Origin of the sequence: Brevundimonas sp. (assembly GCF_035627475.1) — a bacterium.
Classification (GTDB): Bacteria; Pseudomonadota; Alphaproteobacteria; order Caulobacterales; family Caulobacteraceae; genus Brevundimonas.
This window is the reverse complement of the sequence record NZ_DASPLR010000027.1, coordinates 52,182-68,605: the sequence shown is the minus strand read 5'-3', so window position 1 is coordinate 68,605 and position 16,424 is coordinate 52,182. Positions and strand designations below refer to the sequence as shown.

Genomic DNA, 16,424 nt, shown 5'->3' with positions numbered 1-16,424 from the left:
CTCGTGACTATCCCTTGACCTTGGCCCGCACCGCCGCGGCGACGGTGGGGCTGACGAAACTGTCGATCGCGCCGTCCAGCCGGGCGATCTCCTTGACCAGCCGCGAGGCGATGGCCTGGTGCCGCGGGTCGGCCATCAGGAAAACCGTCTCGATGTCGGCATTGAGGCGCTGGTTCATCGCCGTCATCTGGAACTCGTATTCGAAGTCCGCCACGGCGCGCAGGCCGCGCACGATGATGTTCGCGTCCAGCGATTCGGCGAAATGCATCAGCAGGCTGTCGAACGGCCGCACCTCGACCTTGGCGCCCAGGTGGGCGACCTCGGCCCGGACCATGACCACCCGCTCGTCGGTGGTGAACAGCGGGCCCTTGTCGTCGTTGCGCGCCACGCCGATGACCAGCCGGTCGACCAGCTTCACGGCCCGCCCGATGATGTCCATATGCCCGTTGGTGACGGGATCGAATGTGCCTGGGTACAGGCCGATGCGCATGCGTTCCTCCCCGCCTTCCGGGTGGTCTAGCAGGTGCGAAACGGGCGGCCTAGATCGGCTGACAGGGCTGTGATGCCCATATGGCCCGCAAGGTCTCCAGCGGGGCGCCCGCCGGATCGAAGGCGAGGCCGTCTATCGACGCCACCGCACAGGCGGGCGTGGCGCTGTTGCAGATGAAGGCCCCGTCGAAACCGGGCAGATCCTCAAGCCGGACCGGCTGGACCCGGCTCGGCATGCCGCGGGCTTCGAGACCACGTTGCAGCAGGGTCAGGGTGACTCCGACCAGCATCGGCGCCTCGGGCCAGATCACCTCGCCGCCGCTGACGAAGCCGATGTTCCACAGGCTGCCTTCCGAAATCCGCCCGCTCCCGTCGGCGAACAGGGCGTCGTCGAAGCCGGCCGCCCGGGCCAGCCTCCGGGCGCGGATCAGGCCGAAATTGGCGGTGTGCTTCAGGTGGGCCGCCTCCCGGACATAGGTCTGGGCCTGTAGTCGCAGGCCGCTGTCGGCCAACGGCGGCGGCGGCGGAAAGACGCCGATCATCACCTTCGGCCGGCCCGTCCAGCCGGGCGTGCGCGGCCAGACTTCGGGGGAGAACAGACTCACGCGCAGCCAGCAGTCGCCCCGCCCCGCCGCCGCCAGGCGCATCAGATCGCGCAGCCGGTCCTCGCCCACGGCCTCGCCGAACAGCTCCACCGCCGAGGTCTCCAGCCGGGCCAGATGCAGATCCAGCCCGCGGACGCCGCCGCCCTCGACGCGGAACGAGGTGTAGGCGCCGTAATTCGCCAGCGCCAGACAGGTCAGATCGCCCTCTGAAACGGGCTCTCCGTCCACCAGCAGGCCCTGATCGGCGGTCATGGATCAGGCGTCGCCGCCTTCGCCCTCCGCTCCGTCCTGGTCCGTCCCCTCGTCGCCCCCGGAGTCCGGCAGGCGCTCCACCGACACGACCCGTTCGCCCTCCGCCGTGCGGAAGATGGTCACGCCCTGGCTGGCGCGGCCGACGATGCGGACCTGGCCGACCGGCGTGCGGATCATCTGCCCGCCCGAGGTGACCAGCAGCAGGTCGTCGCCCTCCTCGACCGGGAAGGACGCCGCCAGACGCGTGCCGGCGCGGCCGCCGAGGCCGTGCGCCGTCAGCCCCTGCCCGCCCCGTCCGGTGCGGCGGTACTCATAGGCCGAGGAGCGCTTGCCGAAGCCGGTCTCGGTGACGGTCAGGATGAACTGCTCCGCCGCGCCCAGTTCGGCGATCCGCTCGACCGAAAGGGCCGTGTCCGCGACGGCCTCGTCGTCGGCCTCGACCGGCGCATCGTCCTCGTCGCCGGCGGCGCGGCGCATGGCGTTGGCGTGTTTGACATAGGCGGCCCGCTCTTCCGGCGTCGCGTCGACCCGGCCCAGCACGGCCATGGAGATGACCTCGTCGTCCTTCTGCAGGCGCACGCCCCGGACCCCGGTGGAGTCCCGGCCCTTGAACACCCGCACGTCGTCGGCCTTGAAGCGGATCGCCCGGCCCAGGGCCGTCGTCAGCATGACGTCGTCCTCGGCGGTGCACAGGGCCACCCCGACCATCCGGTCGCCCTCCTCCAGCTTCATGGCGATCTTGCCGGCCCGGTTGACGGTGGCGAAGTCGCTCAGCCGGTTGCGGCGCACGTCGCCCGAGCGGGTGGCGAACATGATGTCGTAATTGCCCCAGTCCGCCTCGTCCTCCGGCAGCGGCAGCACGTTCATGATGCTGTCGCCCGGCTCGATCGGCAGCAGGTTCACGAAGGCCTTGCCGCGCGATTGCTGGTTGCCCAGCGGCAGCCGCCAGGTCTTCAGCTTGTAGGCCTTGCCGTTGGTGGCGAAGAACAGCACCGGCGTGTGGGTCGAGGCCGAGAACACGCCGACCACGGCGTCCTCGTCCTTCATCGACACGCCCGAGCGGCCCTTGCCGCCGCGGTGCTGGGTCCGGTAGGCGTTCAGCGGCACGCGCTTGACGTAGCCGCCGTGGGTCACGGTCACGACCATGTCCTCGCGCGGGATCAGGTCCTCGTCTTCCAGCTCGAAATCGCCGTCGCCGATCAGGGTCCGCCGCGGCACGGCGAACTCGTCCTTCACCTTCAGCAGGTCCTCGCGGATCACCGCCAGGATGTTGGCGCGGTCGCTCAGCAGGGTCAGATGGCCCTGGATGGTGTCCGCCAGGCTGCGCGCCTCGCCGAAGATGTCGTCCCGGCCGAGGCCTGTCAGGCGGCTCAGCGTCAGGGCCAGGATGGCGCGCGCCTGCTCGTCGGTCAGGTTCAGCTTGTCGCCGTCGATCAGCATCGAGCGCGGGTCGGCGATCAGCTCGACCAGGGCGATCATGTCGCCCACCGGCCAGCTCTTGCCCTGCAGCCGCTCGCGCGCCTCGGTCGGATCGGCCGAGGAGCGGATGATGTGGATCACCTCGTCGATATTGGCCACGGCCACGGCGAGGCCGACCAGCACGTGGCCGCGGTCGCGGGCCTTGGCCAGTTCGAACTTGATGCGCCGGACCACGACCTCCTCGCGGAACTCGAGGAAGGCTTCCAGCAGCTGGCGCAGGCCCATCTGCTCGGGCCGGCCGTGATTCAGCGCCAGCATGTTGACGCCGAACGAGCTCTGCATCGCCGTGAAGCGCCACAGCTGGTTCAGCACCACGTCGCCCGACGCGTCGCGCTTCAGCTCGATGACCATGCGCATGCCGTCGCGGTCGGACTCGTCGCGGACGTCGGAGATGCCCTCGATCCGCTTCTCGCGGACCATTTCGACGATCCGCTCGATCAGGGTCTGCTTGTTGACCTGGAAGGGCAGTTCGGTGACCACGATGGCCTCGCGGTCCTTGCGGATCGTCTCGATCGAGGCCTTGCCGCGCACGATGACCGAGCCGCGGCCTTCGCGCAGGGCGTTGCGGGGCGCGGTCCGCCCCATGATCTCGCCGCCGGTGGGGAAGTCCGGCCCCGGCACGATGTCCAGCAGGGCGTCGTCGCCGATCCGGGGGTCGTCCAGCAGCGCCACGCAGGCGTCGATGATCTCGCCGAGGTTATGCGGCGGGATGTTGGTGGCCATGCCGACGGCGATGCCGCCCGCGCCGTTGACCAGCAGGTTCGGCAGCCGCGCCGGCAGGACGACGGGCTCCAGCTCCTTCTCGTCGTAGTTCGGCTGGAAATCGACCGTGTCCTTGTCGATGTCGGTCAGCAGGGCCGAGGCGGCCGGGGCCATCCGGGCCTCCGTGTATCGCATCGAGGCCGGCATATCGCCGTCGACCGAGCCGAAATTGCCCTGGCCGTCGACCAGCATCAGCCCCATCGAGAACGGCTGCGCCATGCGCACCAGCGCCATATAGACCGAGGCGTCGCCGTGCGGGTGGAAGCGGCCCAGCACGTCGCCGACCACGCGGGCGCATTTGGAATAGGGCCGGTCCGGCGTCATCTTCAGGTCGTGCATCGAATACAGGATGCGGCGGTGCACGGGCTTCAGCCCGTCCCTCGCGTCCGGCAGGGCGCGCGACACGATCACGCTCATGGCGTAGTCGAGATACGAACGGCGCAGTTCGTCCTCGATCGTGATGGTGGAGATATCGCCGCCTGCGCCCGAAGGGGGCAGGGCGTTGGTATAGCTGTCGTCGGTCAAGGAAATCGGGCTTTAAATGGCCGGAATCGGAACGTGATCCGCTAACGGGTTTTCTAGCATCCGGGGGCTGTGGTGGCAAAGCGAAGCCGCTGATCGAAGCCCCCTCTACACAGGGATTTTGAACCATGCGCGCCTCCCGCCTCGCCGCCCTCGCCGCCCTGCCCCTCGTGGCCGCCCTGGGCGCCTGCGTCAGCGTCACCGACAACGACTACTCCGATCGTCCGGAGCGGGCCGCGGTGGGCGATTTCGGCGAGGCGACGCTGGTGAACGCCCAAGGCCGCAACGTCGGCCGGGCCATACTGACCCAGGGTCCGACCGGCCTGCTGATCCGCATCGAAGCCGAGGGTCTGACCCCCGGCTGGCACGGCGCCCACATCCACGCCACCGGCCAGTGCGCCGCCCCCTTCACCTCCGCGGGCGGCCACATCAACCACGGGGAGCCGAAGGCCCCGCACGGGTTGCTGAACCCCGGCGGGCCCGACGACGGCGACCTGCCCAACGTCTTCGCCGACGCCCAGGGCCGCGTCCGCGCCGAGATCTTCACCACCAGCGCCCGCATCGCCCGCGACGGTCCGGGCCAGTGGCTGTGGGACGCCGACGGCTCCGCCCTGGTGATCCACGCCAACATGGACGACCACGCCAGCCAGCCGATCGGCGGCGCCGGCGACCGGGTGGTCTGCGGAGTCATGGCCGCCGGTTAGGCGAGCGGGCTTGATATGACGGCGTCATGCCGGGCATCGTGCCCGCATGGCGCTTCTTTACGGTGATCCGGCCCCGACCTTCGCCACCGAGGGCGTGAACAATCCCCGCTATGTCTTCGACACGGCGGCGGGCCGTTATCTGCTGCTCGCCTTCGTCAAGGCCGGTCCGGCCGTCGCGGCCGCCGCCGCCATGATCGAGCGCAGCCGCGCCGCCTTCAACGACCTCCACGCCAGCGCCTTCATCGTCGTCGTCGGCAAGGACAAGGCGCGCAAGGCCCGCCAGGACGCCGTGCCCGGCCTGCGCTTCCTGTTCGACCCCGAGGGCGCGGTCGCCGACCTCTATGACGCCCGCGACGCCGAGCGCTGGTTCCTGATCGATCCCGCCATGCACGTCATGGCCGCCGTGGGCCCGGACCACCTCGCCCCCCTGGTCGACCGCATACCGACCCTGCCGCCGCCGGCCGAGCACGGCGGCTTCGCGGCCACGGCCCCGGTGCTGGTCACCCCGCGCATCTTCGAGCCGGCCTTCTGCGAGCGACTGATCGCCCTCTATCGCGAGACCGGCGGCACGCCGTCCGGCTTCATGCGCGAGGTCGACGGCGTCACCACCCTGATGACCGACCCCCAGCACAAGCGGCGCTCGGACGTCATCGTCGAGGACGACCTGCTGCAGAAGCAGGTCGTGGCCCGCCTGACCCGCCGCCTGCTGCCGCAGATCGAAAAGGCGTTCAATTTCAGACCGACCCGGATCGAACGCTATCTGGTCGCGCGCTACGACGCCGAAACCGGCGGCTTCTTCCGCCCCCACCGCGACAACACCACCAAGGGCACGGCGCACCGGCGTTTCGCCGTGTCGATCAACCTCAACGCGGACTACGATGGCGGCGATCTGAGATTCCCGGAGTTCGGCTCGCGCACCTACCGGCCGCCGCCGGGCGGGGCCTGCGTCTTCTCCTGCTCGGTCCTGCACGAGGCGACGCCGGTGACCCGCGGCGAGCGCTTCGCCTTCCTGCCGTTCCTCTACGACGAGGCGGCGGCGAAGATCCGCGAGGAGAATCTGAAATTCCTCGACCCGGCGCTGACGGCGTGACGCTCCAGCCGAGACCTGCTCGGTCGGTGTGTATCAGCAACGTGAGCCACACTGCGCCTCGTCGCCGTTCAGCGGGAGGCGTGTGGGAGCCCCAGTGATCGAAAAAGCGGGTCCAGCCAGCCGTACTTCGGCAGGGTCGCGGAGCGCTCTTGCGAACACACGATCCCGAGTTGCAGCGCGACGGCCTCGCTATCAGCGGCGGTGACCGCGACCGGAGTGGAAACGACGTTCCGCCGGGGGTCATGGCGACCGCCGTACTCGATGCGGGTCCAAACGGTTCTTGAGCGTGCGGTGCAGTCGAATTCCGCGATGAGGAGCTCATAGGCATGGCCGTTGGCCGGCCACGCTGCGGGTATCAGAGCCAGGGTCGCCCGGAACGGACCTGCTCTTTCATCAGGCACGCCTTCAAGATTGATGGCGACATGCTTGCCGTTTTCCCGGCCGGCGGACACCCAGGACTCCGCGTAGACCGGGCTGAACCATGCCAGGGAGGCGACGAAGGCAGCGACAGTGACACGAAGCATTTCTCGTCCTCCTCACCCGCCAGCAGGACAAGGTTGGGCATCCGGATCGACCCACTCAGGCTCAAGTTCGCCCGCATTTGCGGCGTCCCGGTCCGCCAGTTCCGCTCTCGACACGACGTACTGATAGGTATTGGTCTGCGCATCGTAATACTGCGCGACCACGTAGATGCCGATATTCTCGGGCGCGCCGTTGTAATCCACATGCCACTGCGCGGTGTTGAAGTCGCCATCCGAGGGTACTCCCGTCCCTAGCCCCGGATGGCTATGGACGAATCCGACGACCGTCGCTCCTCCGCAGCCAGTAGGGGGTATGGCTACGCGAGGCCGTCCATCGGTCCGCGAGCACGCTGCCCCGTGATGACGATTTCGCCGAGATTGGTCGGGTCTGTCATACAACCTCCGAAGGTCAATGGCCGAGACAGCACCCTACGCCCAAATGGACACCGGATCGAAGGCTTTCGGGCGAGGTACAAGGCGTCGACCAGAGGGTTGGGACCGGGCAGCCGGTCTGAGAGTGCCGGCTCGACGCCGTGCTGCCTAGGCTACGAATTCAGCAGCGCTTCTTCGCGGTGGGCGACAGCCGCGAACGGCGGCGGTTCGGACCGCTGGATCTTTTCTCGCTCTCCTGGGTGGATTCCCGATACCTGCCATCCCTGCCAATTGGCGCCGAAACCTGCCATCCGGTGCGTCGCATCCTCACGAGGCGCGGCCACTTACAGCAGGACCAAGGGGTGAAGGGCGCGGGCGGCTGCGCGCCCGCAGGCTTCGCACGGCTCGCGCCGCGCATCGCACCGCCCGCGCCGCCGGGCGATCAAGCTCTACGACCGATCCTGACGCACCGCCGACCTACACTGCGCGGGACAGGTCTTTGACAACACCATCAAGCGTCGTTCCGCCCCAGGATCGGCTGCCCGAATGTGTCGGGATGACAGGGTTTCGCTATTTTTCAGCGACAGGGTCAGTCCGCCCGGAATTGCAGCTCCGCCAGCCGGGCGTAGAGGCCGCCGCGCGCCATCAGGGCCGCGTGGGTCCCCTCCTCCACCACCTGGCCGTCGTCCATCACCACGATGCGGTCGGCGCGCAGGACGGTGGCGAGGCGGTGCGCGATGACGATCGTGGTGCGGGTCTCCATCGCCTGATCCAGCGCCGCCTGCACCAGCCGCTCGTTCTCGGCGTCCAGCGCCGAGGTGGCCTCATCCAGCAGCAGGATCGGGGCGTCGCGGACCAGGGCGCGGGCGATGGCCATGCGCTGGCGCTGGCCGCCCGACAGGCTCTTGCCCCGCTCGCCCAGCGGCGTGTCGAAGCCCTCGGGCAGGGCCTCGATGAAGGCCAGGGCCTGGGCCTCCTCGGCGGCCGTCCGCACCTCGTCCATCGTGGCGGATTCCCGGCCGAAGCGGATGTTTTCGCTGGCGGAACCCGAGAACAGCGGGGCCTCCTGCGAGACCCAGGCGAAACGGCCGCGCACCGCCACCGGATCGGCCTCGCGCACGTCGACGCCGTCCACCGAGACCACGCCGGACTGCGGATCGTAGAAGCGCAGCAGCAGGCGGAAGACGGTGCTCTTGCCCGCCCCCGAGGGGCCCACCAGGGCCACCGTCTCGCCCGGCCGCACCGTCAGGGAGAAGCCCTTCAGCGCCGGCAGGTCGGGCCGGCCCGGATAGCTGAAGCGCACCGCCGACATCGACACCTCGCCGACCGGCGGCTCCGGCAGGGGGCGTGGCGCGGCGGGCGCGGCGATCGACGGCGTGCTGCGCATCAGCTCGTCGATCCGCTCCATGGCCCCGGCGGCCTTCTGCACGTCGCCCCAGCTCTCGCCCAGCGCGCCCACGGCGCCCGCCGCGAACACCGACAGCAGCACGAACTGCAGCAGGGCCCCCGGGCTCATCCGGCCCGCGATCACGTCCTGGGCGCCCAGCCACAGCACCAGGGTCACGCCGCCGAACATCACCACGATGATCATGGCGGTCATCAGGGCCCGGGCCCGGATGCGGACCAGAGACACCCCGAACGCCGCCTCGACCGCCTCGCCGAAGCGGTCGATGGCGCTCTTCTCGCGGCCGAAGGCCTGCACCGTCTCGATGGCGTCGACGCTCTCGCCCGCGAAGCCCACGGCGCTGGCGAACCGGTCCTGCGAGGCCACGGTCAGTTTGCGCACCTGGCGGCCGAACAGGAACAGCGGTCCCAGCAGCAGCGGCACGACCAGCATCACCAGCCCGGTCAGCTTGGGACTGACCACGAACAGCAGCACCGTCCCCCCGACCAGCGTCAGGGCGTTGCGCAGGGCATAGGAGACCGAGGTCGTCAGCAGGGTCTCGACCAGGGCGATGTCGGTGGTCAGGCGCGACAGCACCTCGCCGGTCCGCATCCGGGCGTAGAAGGCCGGATCCAGCGTCAGGATGCGGTCGAACAGACCCTTGCGGACGTCGGCGATGACCCGCTCGCCGGTCTTGGTGACGAAGAAATAGCGCACCGCCGTCGCCACGCCGAGAAACAGGGCGTTGGCGGCCAACACCATGAACCACAGGTTCAGCTGCGCCCCGCCGTTCTCGAAGCCGTTGTCGATCGCGCCCCGGGCGGTCACCGTCAGGGCCAGCGAGGCGGTGGTGGACAGGATCAGCCAGACCCCCGCCATGGCCATGTGGCCCTTGTGGCGCAGGGCGTAGGGCAGGAGCCGGCCCAGCGGGCGGATGTCGCGCTTTTTCGCCCGCCGCTGACCCGCCTCGCCCATCTGCTCGATCAGCAGCGCGCCGGCGCCGGGCCGTCCGCGAAGGTCGGCGGCGTCGGGTGCGGGGGCGGTCGTATCGGTCATGGCCGCGCCTCTTGCCCCGGAACGGCCCCCGGTGTAAACGCCGCCGCTCATTCCCGCCGCCAAACCTCCCAAGGGATGTCGGCGGGTTTCTCATTTTCGCGCACCGACGGTCGGCATCGTCACCGCGCAGAGACCGGACAACGACCCATGAAGGCCGATACGCACCCCGACTACCACTTCATCACCGTGACGATGACGGATGGTACGACCTACCAGACGCGCTCCACCTATCAGAAGGAAGGCGCCGTCCTGAACCTCGACATCGACCCGCTGACCCACCCGGCCTGGACCGGCGGCAACCAGCAGCTGATGGACCGCGGCGGCCGCGTCTCGCGCTTCAACAACAAGTTCGGCGGCTTCATCAAGAAGTAGGCGGTCTGGCTTTGCGGCCACACCCTCCCGTCAAGACGATCACGAAGGCGTCGGTCCGGGACCGACGCCTTTCTGTTTGCCCGGAACGCCGATAACATGCCCGCGTTGGGCCACCGGGGCGTGAACGCAGGGTCCTGCGTGGAATCGGGCGAAGAGCAGCAGTGATGAATCGACGGCAACTGGGTCTGGGCGCGGCGGCGGCGGCCATCGCGTCGGCAAGCGGGGTCGCCGCCAGGGCGCAGACCCGCGATCCGGCGTCGATCGCCTTCTACGACAGCTTCAACGACCAGCTCGCCCGTCTGCCCGCGACCATCCAGCCGGACGTCCGCGCCTTCTACGAGCTGAACGGCTGGCGGCCGGTGTGGAGCGAAGCCCGCCTGGACGCTCTTCGCAGCGCGGCGATCCGCGCCGAGCGCCACGGCCTGTCGTCTGTGGACTTCTTCGATTTCGACGCCCTGGAGGCGGTTCCCGCCGCGGCCGAGATGCGCACCACCGCCGCCGCCCTGGGTTACGCCAGGGTGCTCGCCGAAGGCCGGGTGCGGCCGGAAACCGTCGAAGACCTTTGGGAGATGCAGAAGAACCGCGTCGACCTGCCCATCGGGCTGAACGACGCCCTGGCCCAGAGCCGGCTGGTGGACTGGTTCGAGGGGCTGGCCCCGACCGACATCGGCTATTCCAACCTGTCGGCCGGCTATGTCCGCTATCGCCGCATGATCCGCGACGGCCGCGGCTGGCCGACCTTCCAGGCCGGTCCCACCATCGAGCCGGAAACCAGCGACCCCCGCATCCCCGTCCTGATCCAGCGCCTCGTCGCCGAAGGCGACCTGTCGGCGGCCGACGGCGACCGCCTGGCGTCGATGGGCACGTTCTACGGGCCCGAGCTCGTCGAGGCCGTGAAGGGCTTCCAGGTCCGGCACGGGCTGGGCTCCGACGGCCGCATCGGCGCCGGCACCCAGCGCTCGCTGTCCGCCTCGGCCGAGGACCGGGCGCGCCAGATCGCCCTCAACCTCGAGCGTCGGCGCTGGCTGAAGCGCGACCTCGCCCCCGAACGGATCGAGGTCAACACCGCCGCCGCCATCATGGTCTACTGGAAGGACGGCAAGCCGGTTCACTCGAACCGCGTCGTCTGCGGCTCGCCCACGAACCAGACGCCCAGCCTTGAGAAGCAGTTCGCCTCCGTCGTGGCCAACCCGCCCTGGTATGTGCCGGCCTCGATCGCCCGCAACGAGATCCTGCCCAGGGGCCCGGGCTATCTGGCCAGCCAGAACATGTACATTTCGAACGGCCAGGTCATCCAGCGCGCCGGCCCGACCGCCGCCCTCGGCTACGTGAAGTTCGAGCTGCGCGACAGCTACGCCATCTTCCTGCACGACACCCCGTCCAAGGCCGCCTTCAACCTGTCCATGCGTCAGCGCAGCCACGGCTGCGTCCGGGTCCAGGGCGCCGTCGAGTTCGCCCGCCTGCTGCTGTCCCCGGATCCCATGCTGCTGGCCCAGTTCGACGAGGCCCAGGACACCCGCGAGACCAAGCGGATCCAGACCGGCCGCGAGATCACCGTCCGCCTGCTGTACTGGACCGCCTTCGTCGACGGTCAGGGCCGCGTCGCCTTCCGCGAGGACGTCTATGGCCGCGACGACAAGCTGGCCGAGGCCCTCGGCATCGCCGTCAGCCTGCCCAAGCCGGTCGACGACGGCCGCAACGTCGCCAACGACGTCGGGCCGTAGGGGCTACTGCCGGAACGCCGCCGCCAGCCGGTCCAGCTGGCTCTGCACCGGATTGACCGCCTCTTCCTCCGGCCCGTCCAGATACATGCGCCGGTCGAGGTGCAGCACCCGGTCGTACAGCTTCTCGGCCCGGACCACATATTCGATCAGGGCGATGGGCAGTTCGGGGTGGGTCGGTTCGGCCTCGATCTTGCGCTCGGCCAGGCGGTAGCGGGCATCGCAGGCCGCGACGGCCGTCATGTCCCCCTCGCGCACCGCGCGCTGGACCAGCAGCCACGAGGCGATCTGCATCAGCCGCGTGGTCAGCTTCATGCTCTCGCCGGCGTAGGCCAGCGCCGTGGCCCGCGACAGCAGTTTGGATTCCCGCCGCCCGTCGCCGTCCAGATAGGCGGCGGTCTCCTCGACCAGCTCCATTCCCTCCCGGAATGTGCGGTCGAACAGCTCCGACCGGGCGAAGTCGTCCACCACGGCTGCGCGGTTGCGGCCGGCGGGCGTCGGATTGATCAGGTCGTCGCTGGGCATCAACTCGGTCAGACTCATAGGACAGGCGCATCCGTATCACGACCGGCACGGTTTCGCGCGGCGCCTGTGCCGTCTGCAACGGCTATGCCAACAGGCTGATTCAGGAGCGGAAGTTGAACATGGCGTCGGCGGCGTTGCGCTGCGACGACTTGCCCTCGATGGCGGCCTTCGAGCGCGCGATCTCGGCCTCCAGCCCGGCGATGCGTTCCTTGAGGTCCTCGACCGAATAGCCGTCCAGATCCTCGCGCGTCAGGGAGATCAGGGGCGCTCCCCGCGCCGGACGGGGCTCCAGGTCCTCGAACATCGCCGCCTCCTTCTTGGCCAATCCACAGGCAAGCGCCTATCTGAACGCCCGGACCGGGACATTTGCAAGAACGGGGAGCCGATGCGGGCTGTCGAAATCACCGGCGGGTCGGGGCCCGCGGAAGCGCTGACCCTTGTGGAGCGGCCCGATCCGCTCGCGGGCCCGGGCCAGATTCGCATCCGGGTGCGCGCGGCCGGGGTCAATCGCCCCGACATCCTGCAGCGCCTGGGCCGCTATCCCGCCCCGCCCGGCGCCTCCGACATCCCCGGACTCGAGGTCGCCGGAGAGGTGGACCAGGTCGGCGAGGGCGCCGGCCGCTGGACCATCGGCGATCGCGTCTGCGCCCTTCTGGCCGGCGGCGGCTATGCGGAATACGCGGTGGTCGACGCCCGCCACGCCCTGCCTGTTCCCGACGGCCTCGACCTCATGCAGGCCGCCGCCCTGCCCGAGACCGTCTGCACCGTCTTCGCCAACGTGTTCGAGGCGGGCGCGCTGAAGGCCGGCGAGACCCTGCTGATCCACGGCGCGACCAGCGGTATCGGCGTCACCGCCATCCAGATGGCCAGGGCGGCGGGCGCGCGAGTGATCGCCACCTCGCGCGGCGTCGACAAGGCGAAAGCCGCCCATGCGCTCGGCGCCGACCTCAGCCTCGACGCCCGGTCGGATGATCTGCGGACCGCCATCGAGGCGTTCGGCGGCGTCAATGTGGTGCTCGACATGGTCGGCGCAGACTACGCCGCCCTCAACCTGGCGGTGCTCAAGCCCCTCGGTCGCTGGGTGGTCATCGCCACCCTGTCCGGAGCGAAGGCGGAGATCGACCTGGCCCGGCTGATGATGAAGCGCATCGTCCTTACCGGCTCGACCCTGCGCTCACGGCCGGCCGACGAGAAGGCGCGCCTGATCGCGGCGGTGGAGTCGACCGCCTGGCCATGGGTCGCTGCGGGACTGGTCAGGCCCCCGGTCGAGGCGACCTTCTCTCTTGAACAGGCGTCGGCCGCCCACCTCAGGCTCGAGGCGGGCGACCACATCGGCAAGATCGTGCTGACGGCCTGACTATCGGCGTCCGCCGCGCCGCACCGGACGAAGCGAGGATATCCGGTCGTTCAGCCCGTGCTGTTGCAGGTTCCAGACGTCGTCGCTGAAGGTCAGGCACGTGCCGCGGAAATAGGCGTCGGTGCAGACCTCCCACGTGCCGCGGAAGCGCATCGAGCTGATCGCGTCATTGAACCCGGTGTTGCGCAGGTTGGCCATGTCGCCGCGGAAGGTCGTCGAGGCGCCACGGTACAGGGCGTCGCGGTAGACGGTGATCTCGTTGCGCCCGCCGCCCCAGCCGCCGTCGTCGTCAGGGCGTCCGCCGCCCGGCCGGCCCTCGAAGGTCCCGCGCCAGGGACCGCAGACCAGCAGGCCGTTGTCGTTGCGGATCTCGTAGTCGGAGCAGCGATTCAGCTCGATCGACGTGCCGCGGATGTTGCCACGGCGATCCTGGCAGTCGGCGTAGAGCCGGCCGCGGTTGACGTATTCGCCGCTGCAGCTGTCGCGATAGTCGCCGCGCGGCGCGACGCGCTCCTGGCCGCCGGGGGCGAAGGGGGCCGCCTCCTGCGCAGGGCCGCCGGACATCACAGCCAGGGCGGCGAGGGTTTGGATCAGCATGGGTCCCTCCATCGGGTTCTATCGACGCACAACGCGCCCGTGGGAGCACTGTTCAGCTTCGCCGATGAACCTTGGCTGTACGGCGATGACGGCTTTCGTTTTCTTTTGCGGCGAATAGGCCTATATCGATGGCTTCCGCGCCCGGCCGAAAGGTCGGGCGCCGTCGTATCCGGAACCCGCCCCCGATCCGGGCCAGTGGGCCAAGAACAGAAGCAAAGACGCTCATGACCGACATCCTCATGCCCAAGGCCACCGCGGTCTGGCTGGTCGACAACACCTCCCTCACCTTCGAGCAGATCGCCGACTTCTGCGGCCTGCATCCGCTGGAAGTGCGCGGCATCGCCGACGGCGACGTGGCCCGCGACATCCGCGGCGCCGATCCGCTGGTCAACGGCCAGCTGACCCGCGAGGAGCTGGACAAGGCCCAGAACGACGAGAACTACCGCATGCAGGCGGTCGTCAGCCGCCACGCCGAGCTGATGAAGAGCCACAAGCCGGCTCCCAAATACACCCCGGTCTCGCGGCGCCAGGACCGCCCGGACGCCATCGCCTGGTTCGTGCGCAACCACCCCGAGGTGACCGACGCCCAGATCGCCAAACTGCTCGGCACCACCAAGTCGACCATCGAGAGCGTGCGCAACCGGACCCACTGGAACAGCGCCAACATCAAGCCGGTCGATCCTGTGACGCTGGGCCTCGTCGGTCAGCTGGCGCTGGACGAACTGGTCAGGAAAGCCGCCGACAAGAAGGCCCGGGACGACGCGAAAAAGGGTGGCGCCACCCTGCAGCCGGTCGACGCACCCGAGCCCGCCGAGCCGGAGTTCGTGCCGGAAGCCCGCGAACGCCGCGGGGCCGAACCGACCGCCGAATCGGTGTTCGGCAAGAAGGACTGACGAAAACGGCCCCGGATCGCTCCGGGGCCGTCTTTCCTTGGGCGAGAGGCCGTCGCTAGTGCGCTCGGGCCTCCAGACTGGTGATCTCTTCCTTGAGGCGGAGCTTCTGCTGCTTGAGCTCCCTTACGCGAAGCGAGTCCGTGGCCGGGTGGATCATCTCCCGCCGGATGGTCTCATCCAGATTGCGGTGACGGTTTCCCAGTTCGCGGATACGAGCTTCGATGGTCATGGCTTGCGCCTCCATGTCTAAGGGACCACTAGATTGAGCGCCCGGCTCGACCGGCTGTGGAATCACTTTCCGGTGAGGCCGCCGGCCGTCCGGACCCGACGACTCTGGACCTGAATATGGCCGACGATGTGAACGGAGCCGTACGCGCCTCGCCGCCCCGCCTCATCGTCGGGATTTCCGGGGCCTCCGGCGTGGCCTACGGCGTGCGGACGCTGGACGCGCTGCGCGAACTGGGCGTCGAGAGCCATCTCGTCGTCACCCGCGCCGCCCTGCTGACCCTGTCGCAGGAGACCGATCTGTCGGCCGACGACCTGACGGGCCGCGCCGACGTGACGCACCGGCTGAACGACGTCGGCGCCTCCATCGCCTCGGGCTCGTTCCGGACCATGGGAATGATCGTCGCCCCCTGCTCCGTCCGCACCATGAGCGAGATCGCCACCGGCGTGACCTCGACCCTGCTGACCCGGGCCGCCGACGTCGTGCTCAAGGAGCGCAGACCGCTGGTGCTGATGGTGCGCGAGACGCCACTGCACCTGGGGCATCTGCGCACCATGACGGCCCTCACCGAGATGGGCGCGATCATCGCCCCGCCCCTGCCCGCCCTTTACGCCCGGCCCGCTTCGATCGAGGAGATGGTCGACCAGTCGGTCGGCCGCGCCCTGGACCTGTTCGGCCTGGAGTGGTCGGGCGTCCGCCGCTGGGCCGGGCTGAAGGGCGCCGCCGCCGAATGAGTGACCTGTGGGACTGGGCCGTGCGGGCCTATGCCTCCGAAGGCGTCGGCGAGGCCTGCCTGCATCTGCAGGACGCCGCCGGCCAGAACGTGCCCTTGCTGCTGTGGGCGGCATGGGCGGCGCGGACCGGGCGGGTCCCGGACGCCGATGCGCTGGAAGCCGCCTGCGACATCGCGCGGGCCTGGCAGGAGAGCGCCATCGCGCCGCTCCGCGACGTGCGGCGGGCGCTCAAGGGCCGAAACCCCGATCTCGGGGACGCCGACCGGGAGGCGGTGCGGACCCAGGTCAAGGCCGTGGAACTGGAGGCGGAGCGCCGTCTGCTGGCGGCGCTGGAGGCCCTGGCGCCCTCCCCGGAAGGCGCCCCTCGCCCGGTGCTGGAGGCGTTGATCGCGGTGGCGCGGCAGTGGTCGCCGATGACGCCGCGCGCCGGCCTGACCGCCCTCGCCGAACGGCTTCCGGCCTGAGCCGCCGCGCGCTATAAGCCCGCCTCCGGGGCCCGACCATGAACGACGACGATCCTTTTCTGAGCGAGGAAGAGCAGGCGCTGCACGCCAGGCTCAGGGAACTGCGTCAGGAGCACGCCGACCTCGACGCCTCGATCGAGGCGCTGACCCGCATGCCGGTGCCCGACCAGCTGACCATCGCCCGGCTGAAGCGCAAGAAGCTGACACTCAGGGACGAGATCGTGAAGATCGAGGCCATCGTCCTGCCGGACATCATCGCCTGAAGGGCTGACGGCGAGACCGTGCTAGGGTTGGGGAAC

At 69.5% G+C, this 16,424-nt stretch carries 19 protein-coding genes; 9 read left to right on the top strand and 10 right to left on the bottom strand.

The window, feature by feature from the left end:
• Positions 1–7: 7 nt before the first annotated feature.
• The 3 genes from coaD to gyrA are packed head-to-tail and all read right to left on the bottom strand — an operon-like array spanning position 8 to position 4,112.
• Entirely contained in the window at positions 8–490 is a 483-nt protein-coding gene (gene coaD, locus VEA62_RS06945; RefSeq protein WP_324819957.1) for a pantetheine-phosphate adenylyltransferase, read from the bottom strand.
• Between the two features lie 49 nt (positions 491–539).
• Entirely contained in the window at positions 540–1,346 is an 807-nt protein-coding gene (locus tag VEA62_RS06940; RefSeq protein WP_324819955.1) for an aminotransferase class IV, read from the bottom strand.
• A 3-nt stretch (positions 1,347–1,349) separates the two neighbouring features.
• Complete coding sequence (gene gyrA, locus VEA62_RS06935) at positions 1,350–4,112, bottom strand: DNA gyrase subunit A (RefSeq protein WP_324819953.1); 2,763 nt, start codon at positions 4,110–4,112, stop codon at positions 1,350–1,352.
• A gap of 125 nt (positions 4,113–4,237) precedes the next feature.
• Here gyrA and VEA62_RS06930 point away from each other — a divergent pair, with 125 nt between their 5' ends.
• Both VEA62_RS06930 and VEA62_RS06925 read left to right on the top strand, forming a co-directional pair.
• Positions 4,238–4,813, top strand: coding sequence for a superoxide dismutase family protein (locus tag VEA62_RS06930; protein WP_324819951.1), 576 nt, complete (start codon positions 4,238–4,240; stop codon positions 4,811–4,813).
• Positions 4,814–4,859: 46 nt separating this feature from the next.
• Complete coding sequence (locus tag VEA62_RS06925) at positions 4,860–5,903, top strand: 2OG-Fe(II) oxygenase (RefSeq protein ID WP_324819949.1); 1,044 nt, start codon at positions 4,860–4,862, stop codon at positions 5,901–5,903.
• A 68-nt stretch (positions 5,904–5,971) separates the two neighbouring features.
• Here the strand turns inward: VEA62_RS06925 and VEA62_RS06920 are convergent, their stop codons facing one another.
• The 3 genes from VEA62_RS06920 to VEA62_RS06910 form a co-directional block, all read right to left on the bottom strand.
• The gene (locus VEA62_RS06920) at positions 5,972–6,427 is read right to left on the bottom strand and encodes a hypothetical protein (protein WP_324819947.1); all 456 of its coding nucleotides are present in this window, start codon (positions 6,425–6,427) and stop codon (positions 5,972–5,974) included.
• A gap of 12 nt (positions 6,428–6,439) precedes the next feature.
• The gene (locus tag VEA62_RS06915) at positions 6,440–6,628 is read right to left on the bottom strand and encodes a hypothetical protein (protein ID WP_324819945.1); all 189 of its coding nucleotides are present in this window, start codon (positions 6,626–6,628) and stop codon (positions 6,440–6,442) included.
• A 757-nt stretch (positions 6,629–7,385) separates the two neighbouring features.
• Positions 7,386–9,236, bottom strand: coding sequence for an ABC transporter transmembrane domain-containing protein (locus tag VEA62_RS06910; protein ID WP_324819943.1), 1,851 nt, complete (start codon positions 9,234–9,236; stop codon positions 7,386–7,388).
• Positions 9,237–9,383: 147 nt separating this feature from the next.
• On the opposite strand from VEA62_RS06910, the gene rpmE reads away from it, so the two are divergent.
• Together rpmE and VEA62_RS06900 are read left to right on the top strand one after the other, a co-directional pair.
• Entirely contained in the window at positions 9,384–9,608 is a 225-nt protein-coding gene (gene rpmE, locus VEA62_RS06905; RefSeq protein ID WP_168047618.1) for a 50S ribosomal protein L31, read from the top strand.
• A 164-nt stretch (positions 9,609–9,772) separates the two neighbouring features.
• Positions 9,773–11,332 (top strand): L,D-transpeptidase family protein, encoded by a 1,560-nt coding sequence (locus tag VEA62_RS06900; protein ID WP_324819940.1) that lies wholly within the window; start codon positions 9,773–9,775, stop codon positions 11,330–11,332.
• Positions 11,333–11,335: 3 nt separating this feature from the next.
• On the opposite strand, the gene VEA62_RS06895 is transcribed toward VEA62_RS06900, so the two are convergent.
• On the bottom strand, positions 11,336–11,854 hold the full coding sequence (locus VEA62_RS06895) for a DUF1465 family protein (RefSeq protein WP_324820117.1): 519 nt from the start codon (positions 11,852–11,854) through the stop codon (positions 11,336–11,338).
• Between the two features lie 100 nt (positions 11,855–11,954).
• On the bottom strand, positions 11,955–12,158 hold the full coding sequence (locus VEA62_RS06890) for a DUF1192 domain-containing protein (RefSeq protein ID WP_324819938.1): 204 nt from the start codon (positions 12,156–12,158) through the stop codon (positions 11,955–11,957).
• An 81-nt stretch (positions 12,159–12,239) separates the two neighbouring features.
• Here VEA62_RS06890 and VEA62_RS06885 point away from each other — a divergent pair, with 81 nt between their 5' ends.
• Positions 12,240–13,211, top strand: a complete 972-nt coding sequence (locus VEA62_RS06885) for an NAD(P)H-quinone oxidoreductase (protein ID WP_324819936.1) — start codon at positions 12,240–12,242, stop codon at positions 13,209–13,211.
• On the opposite strand, the gene VEA62_RS06880 is transcribed toward VEA62_RS06885, so the two are convergent.
• On the bottom strand, positions 13,212–13,808 hold the full coding sequence (locus VEA62_RS06880) for a beta/gamma crystallin-related protein (protein ID WP_324819934.1): 597 nt from the start codon (positions 13,806–13,808) through the stop codon (positions 13,212–13,214). It abuts the gene before it with no gap.
• Between the two features lie 224 nt (positions 13,809–14,032).
• Here VEA62_RS06880 and VEA62_RS06875 point away from each other — a divergent pair, with 224 nt between their 5' ends.
• Positions 14,033–14,701 carry a DUF1013 domain-containing protein gene (locus VEA62_RS06875; RefSeq protein ID WP_324819932.1) on the top strand — a complete coding sequence of 223 codons (669 nt, stop codon included), beginning with the start codon at positions 14,033–14,035 and terminating at the stop codon, positions 14,699–14,701.
• Between the two features lie 55 nt (positions 14,702–14,756).
• On the opposite strand, the gene VEA62_RS06870 is transcribed toward VEA62_RS06875, so the two are convergent.
• Positions 14,757–14,930 carry a YdcH family protein gene (locus VEA62_RS06870; protein ID WP_324794333.1) on the bottom strand — a complete coding sequence of 58 codons (174 nt, stop codon included), beginning with the start codon at positions 14,928–14,930 and terminating at the stop codon, positions 14,757–14,759.
• Positions 14,931–15,046: 116 nt separating this feature from the next.
• Between VEA62_RS06870 and VEA62_RS06865 the strand changes: the two genes are divergently transcribed.
• From VEA62_RS06865 to VEA62_RS06855, 3 genes are read left to right on the top strand one after another with little or no spacing between them, the layout of a single operon-like run.
• Entirely contained in the window at positions 15,047–15,661 is a 615-nt protein-coding gene (locus tag VEA62_RS06865; RefSeq protein WP_324819930.1) for a UbiX family flavin prenyltransferase, read from the top strand.
• On the top strand, positions 15,658–16,125 hold the full coding sequence (locus tag VEA62_RS06860; RefSeq protein ID WP_324819928.1) for a TIGR02444 family protein: 468 nt from the start codon (positions 15,658–15,660) through the stop codon (positions 16,123–16,125). The genes VEA62_RS06865 and VEA62_RS06860 overlap by 4 nt, the downstream gene beginning before the upstream one ends.
• Before the next feature lie 38 nt (positions 16,126–16,163).
• On the top strand, positions 16,164–16,388 hold the full coding sequence (locus VEA62_RS06855; RefSeq protein WP_324819926.1) for a YdcH family protein: 225 nt from the start codon (positions 16,164–16,166) through the stop codon (positions 16,386–16,388).
• Positions 16,389–16,424 lie beyond the last annotated feature (36 nt).

What these genes read in the sequence shown, in the direction of transcription:
- VEA62_RS06900 (WP_324819940.1), top strand. Translation starts at nt 9,773, where the DNA reads ATGAATCGACGGCAACTGGGTCTGGGCGCGGCGGCGGCGGCCATCGCG.
- VEA62_RS06910 (WP_324819943.1), bottom strand. Translation starts at nt 9,236, where the DNA reads ATGACCGATACGACCGCCCCCGCACCCGACGCCGCCGACCTTCGCGGA.
- coaD (WP_324819957.1), bottom strand. Translation starts at nt 490, where the DNA reads ATGCGCATCGGCCTGTACCCAGGCACATTCGATCCCGTCACCAACGGG.
- VEA62_RS06880 (WP_324819934.1), bottom strand. Translation starts at nt 13,808, where the DNA reads ATGCTGATCCAAACCCTCGCCGCCCTGGCTGTGATGTCCGGCGGCCCT.
- VEA62_RS06855 (WP_324819926.1), top strand. Translation starts at nt 16,164, where the DNA reads ATGAACGACGACGATCCTTTTCTGAGCGAGGAAGAGCAGGCGCTGCAC.
- VEA62_RS06940 (WP_324819955.1), bottom strand. Translation starts at nt 1,346, where the DNA reads ATGACCGCCGATCAGGGCCTGCTGGTGGACGGAGAGCCCGTTTCAGAG.
- VEA62_RS06860 (WP_324819928.1), top strand. Translation starts at nt 15,658, where the DNA reads ATGAGTGACCTGTGGGACTGGGCCGTGCGGGCCTATGCCTCCGAAGGC.
- rpmE (WP_168047618.1), top strand. Translation starts at nt 9,384, where the DNA reads ATGAAGGCCGATACGCACCCCGACTACCACTTCATCACCGTGACGATG.
- VEA62_RS06870 (WP_324794333.1), bottom strand. Translation starts at nt 14,930, where the DNA reads ATGACCATCGAAGCTCGTATCCGCGAACTGGGAAACCGTCACCGCAAT.
- VEA62_RS06895 (WP_324820117.1), bottom strand. Translation starts at nt 11,854, where the DNA reads ATGCCCAGCGACGACCTGATCAATCCGACGCCCGCCGGCCGCAACCGC.
- VEA62_RS06875 (WP_324819932.1), top strand. Translation starts at nt 14,033, where the DNA reads ATGACCGACATCCTCATGCCCAAGGCCACCGCGGTCTGGCTGGTCGAC.
- VEA62_RS06890 (WP_324819938.1), bottom strand. Translation starts at nt 12,158, where the DNA reads ATGTTCGAGGACCTGGAGCCCCGTCCGGCGCGGGGAGCGCCCCTGATC.
- VEA62_RS06925 (WP_324819949.1), top strand. Translation starts at nt 4,860, where the DNA reads ATGGCGCTTCTTTACGGTGATCCGGCCCCGACCTTCGCCACCGAGGGC.
- VEA62_RS06930 (WP_324819951.1), top strand. Translation starts at nt 4,238, where the DNA reads ATGCGCGCCTCCCGCCTCGCCGCCCTCGCCGCCCTGCCCCTCGTGGCC.
- VEA62_RS06885 (WP_324819936.1), top strand. Translation starts at nt 12,240, where the DNA reads ATGCGGGCTGTCGAAATCACCGGCGGGTCGGGGCCCGCGGAAGCGCTG.
- VEA62_RS06920 (WP_324819947.1), bottom strand. Translation starts at nt 6,427, where the DNA reads ATGCTTCGTGTCACTGTCGCTGCCTTCGTCGCCTCCCTGGCATGGTTC.
- VEA62_RS06865 (WP_324819930.1), top strand. Translation starts at nt 15,047, where the DNA reads ATGGCCGACGATGTGAACGGAGCCGTACGCGCCTCGCCGCCCCGCCTC.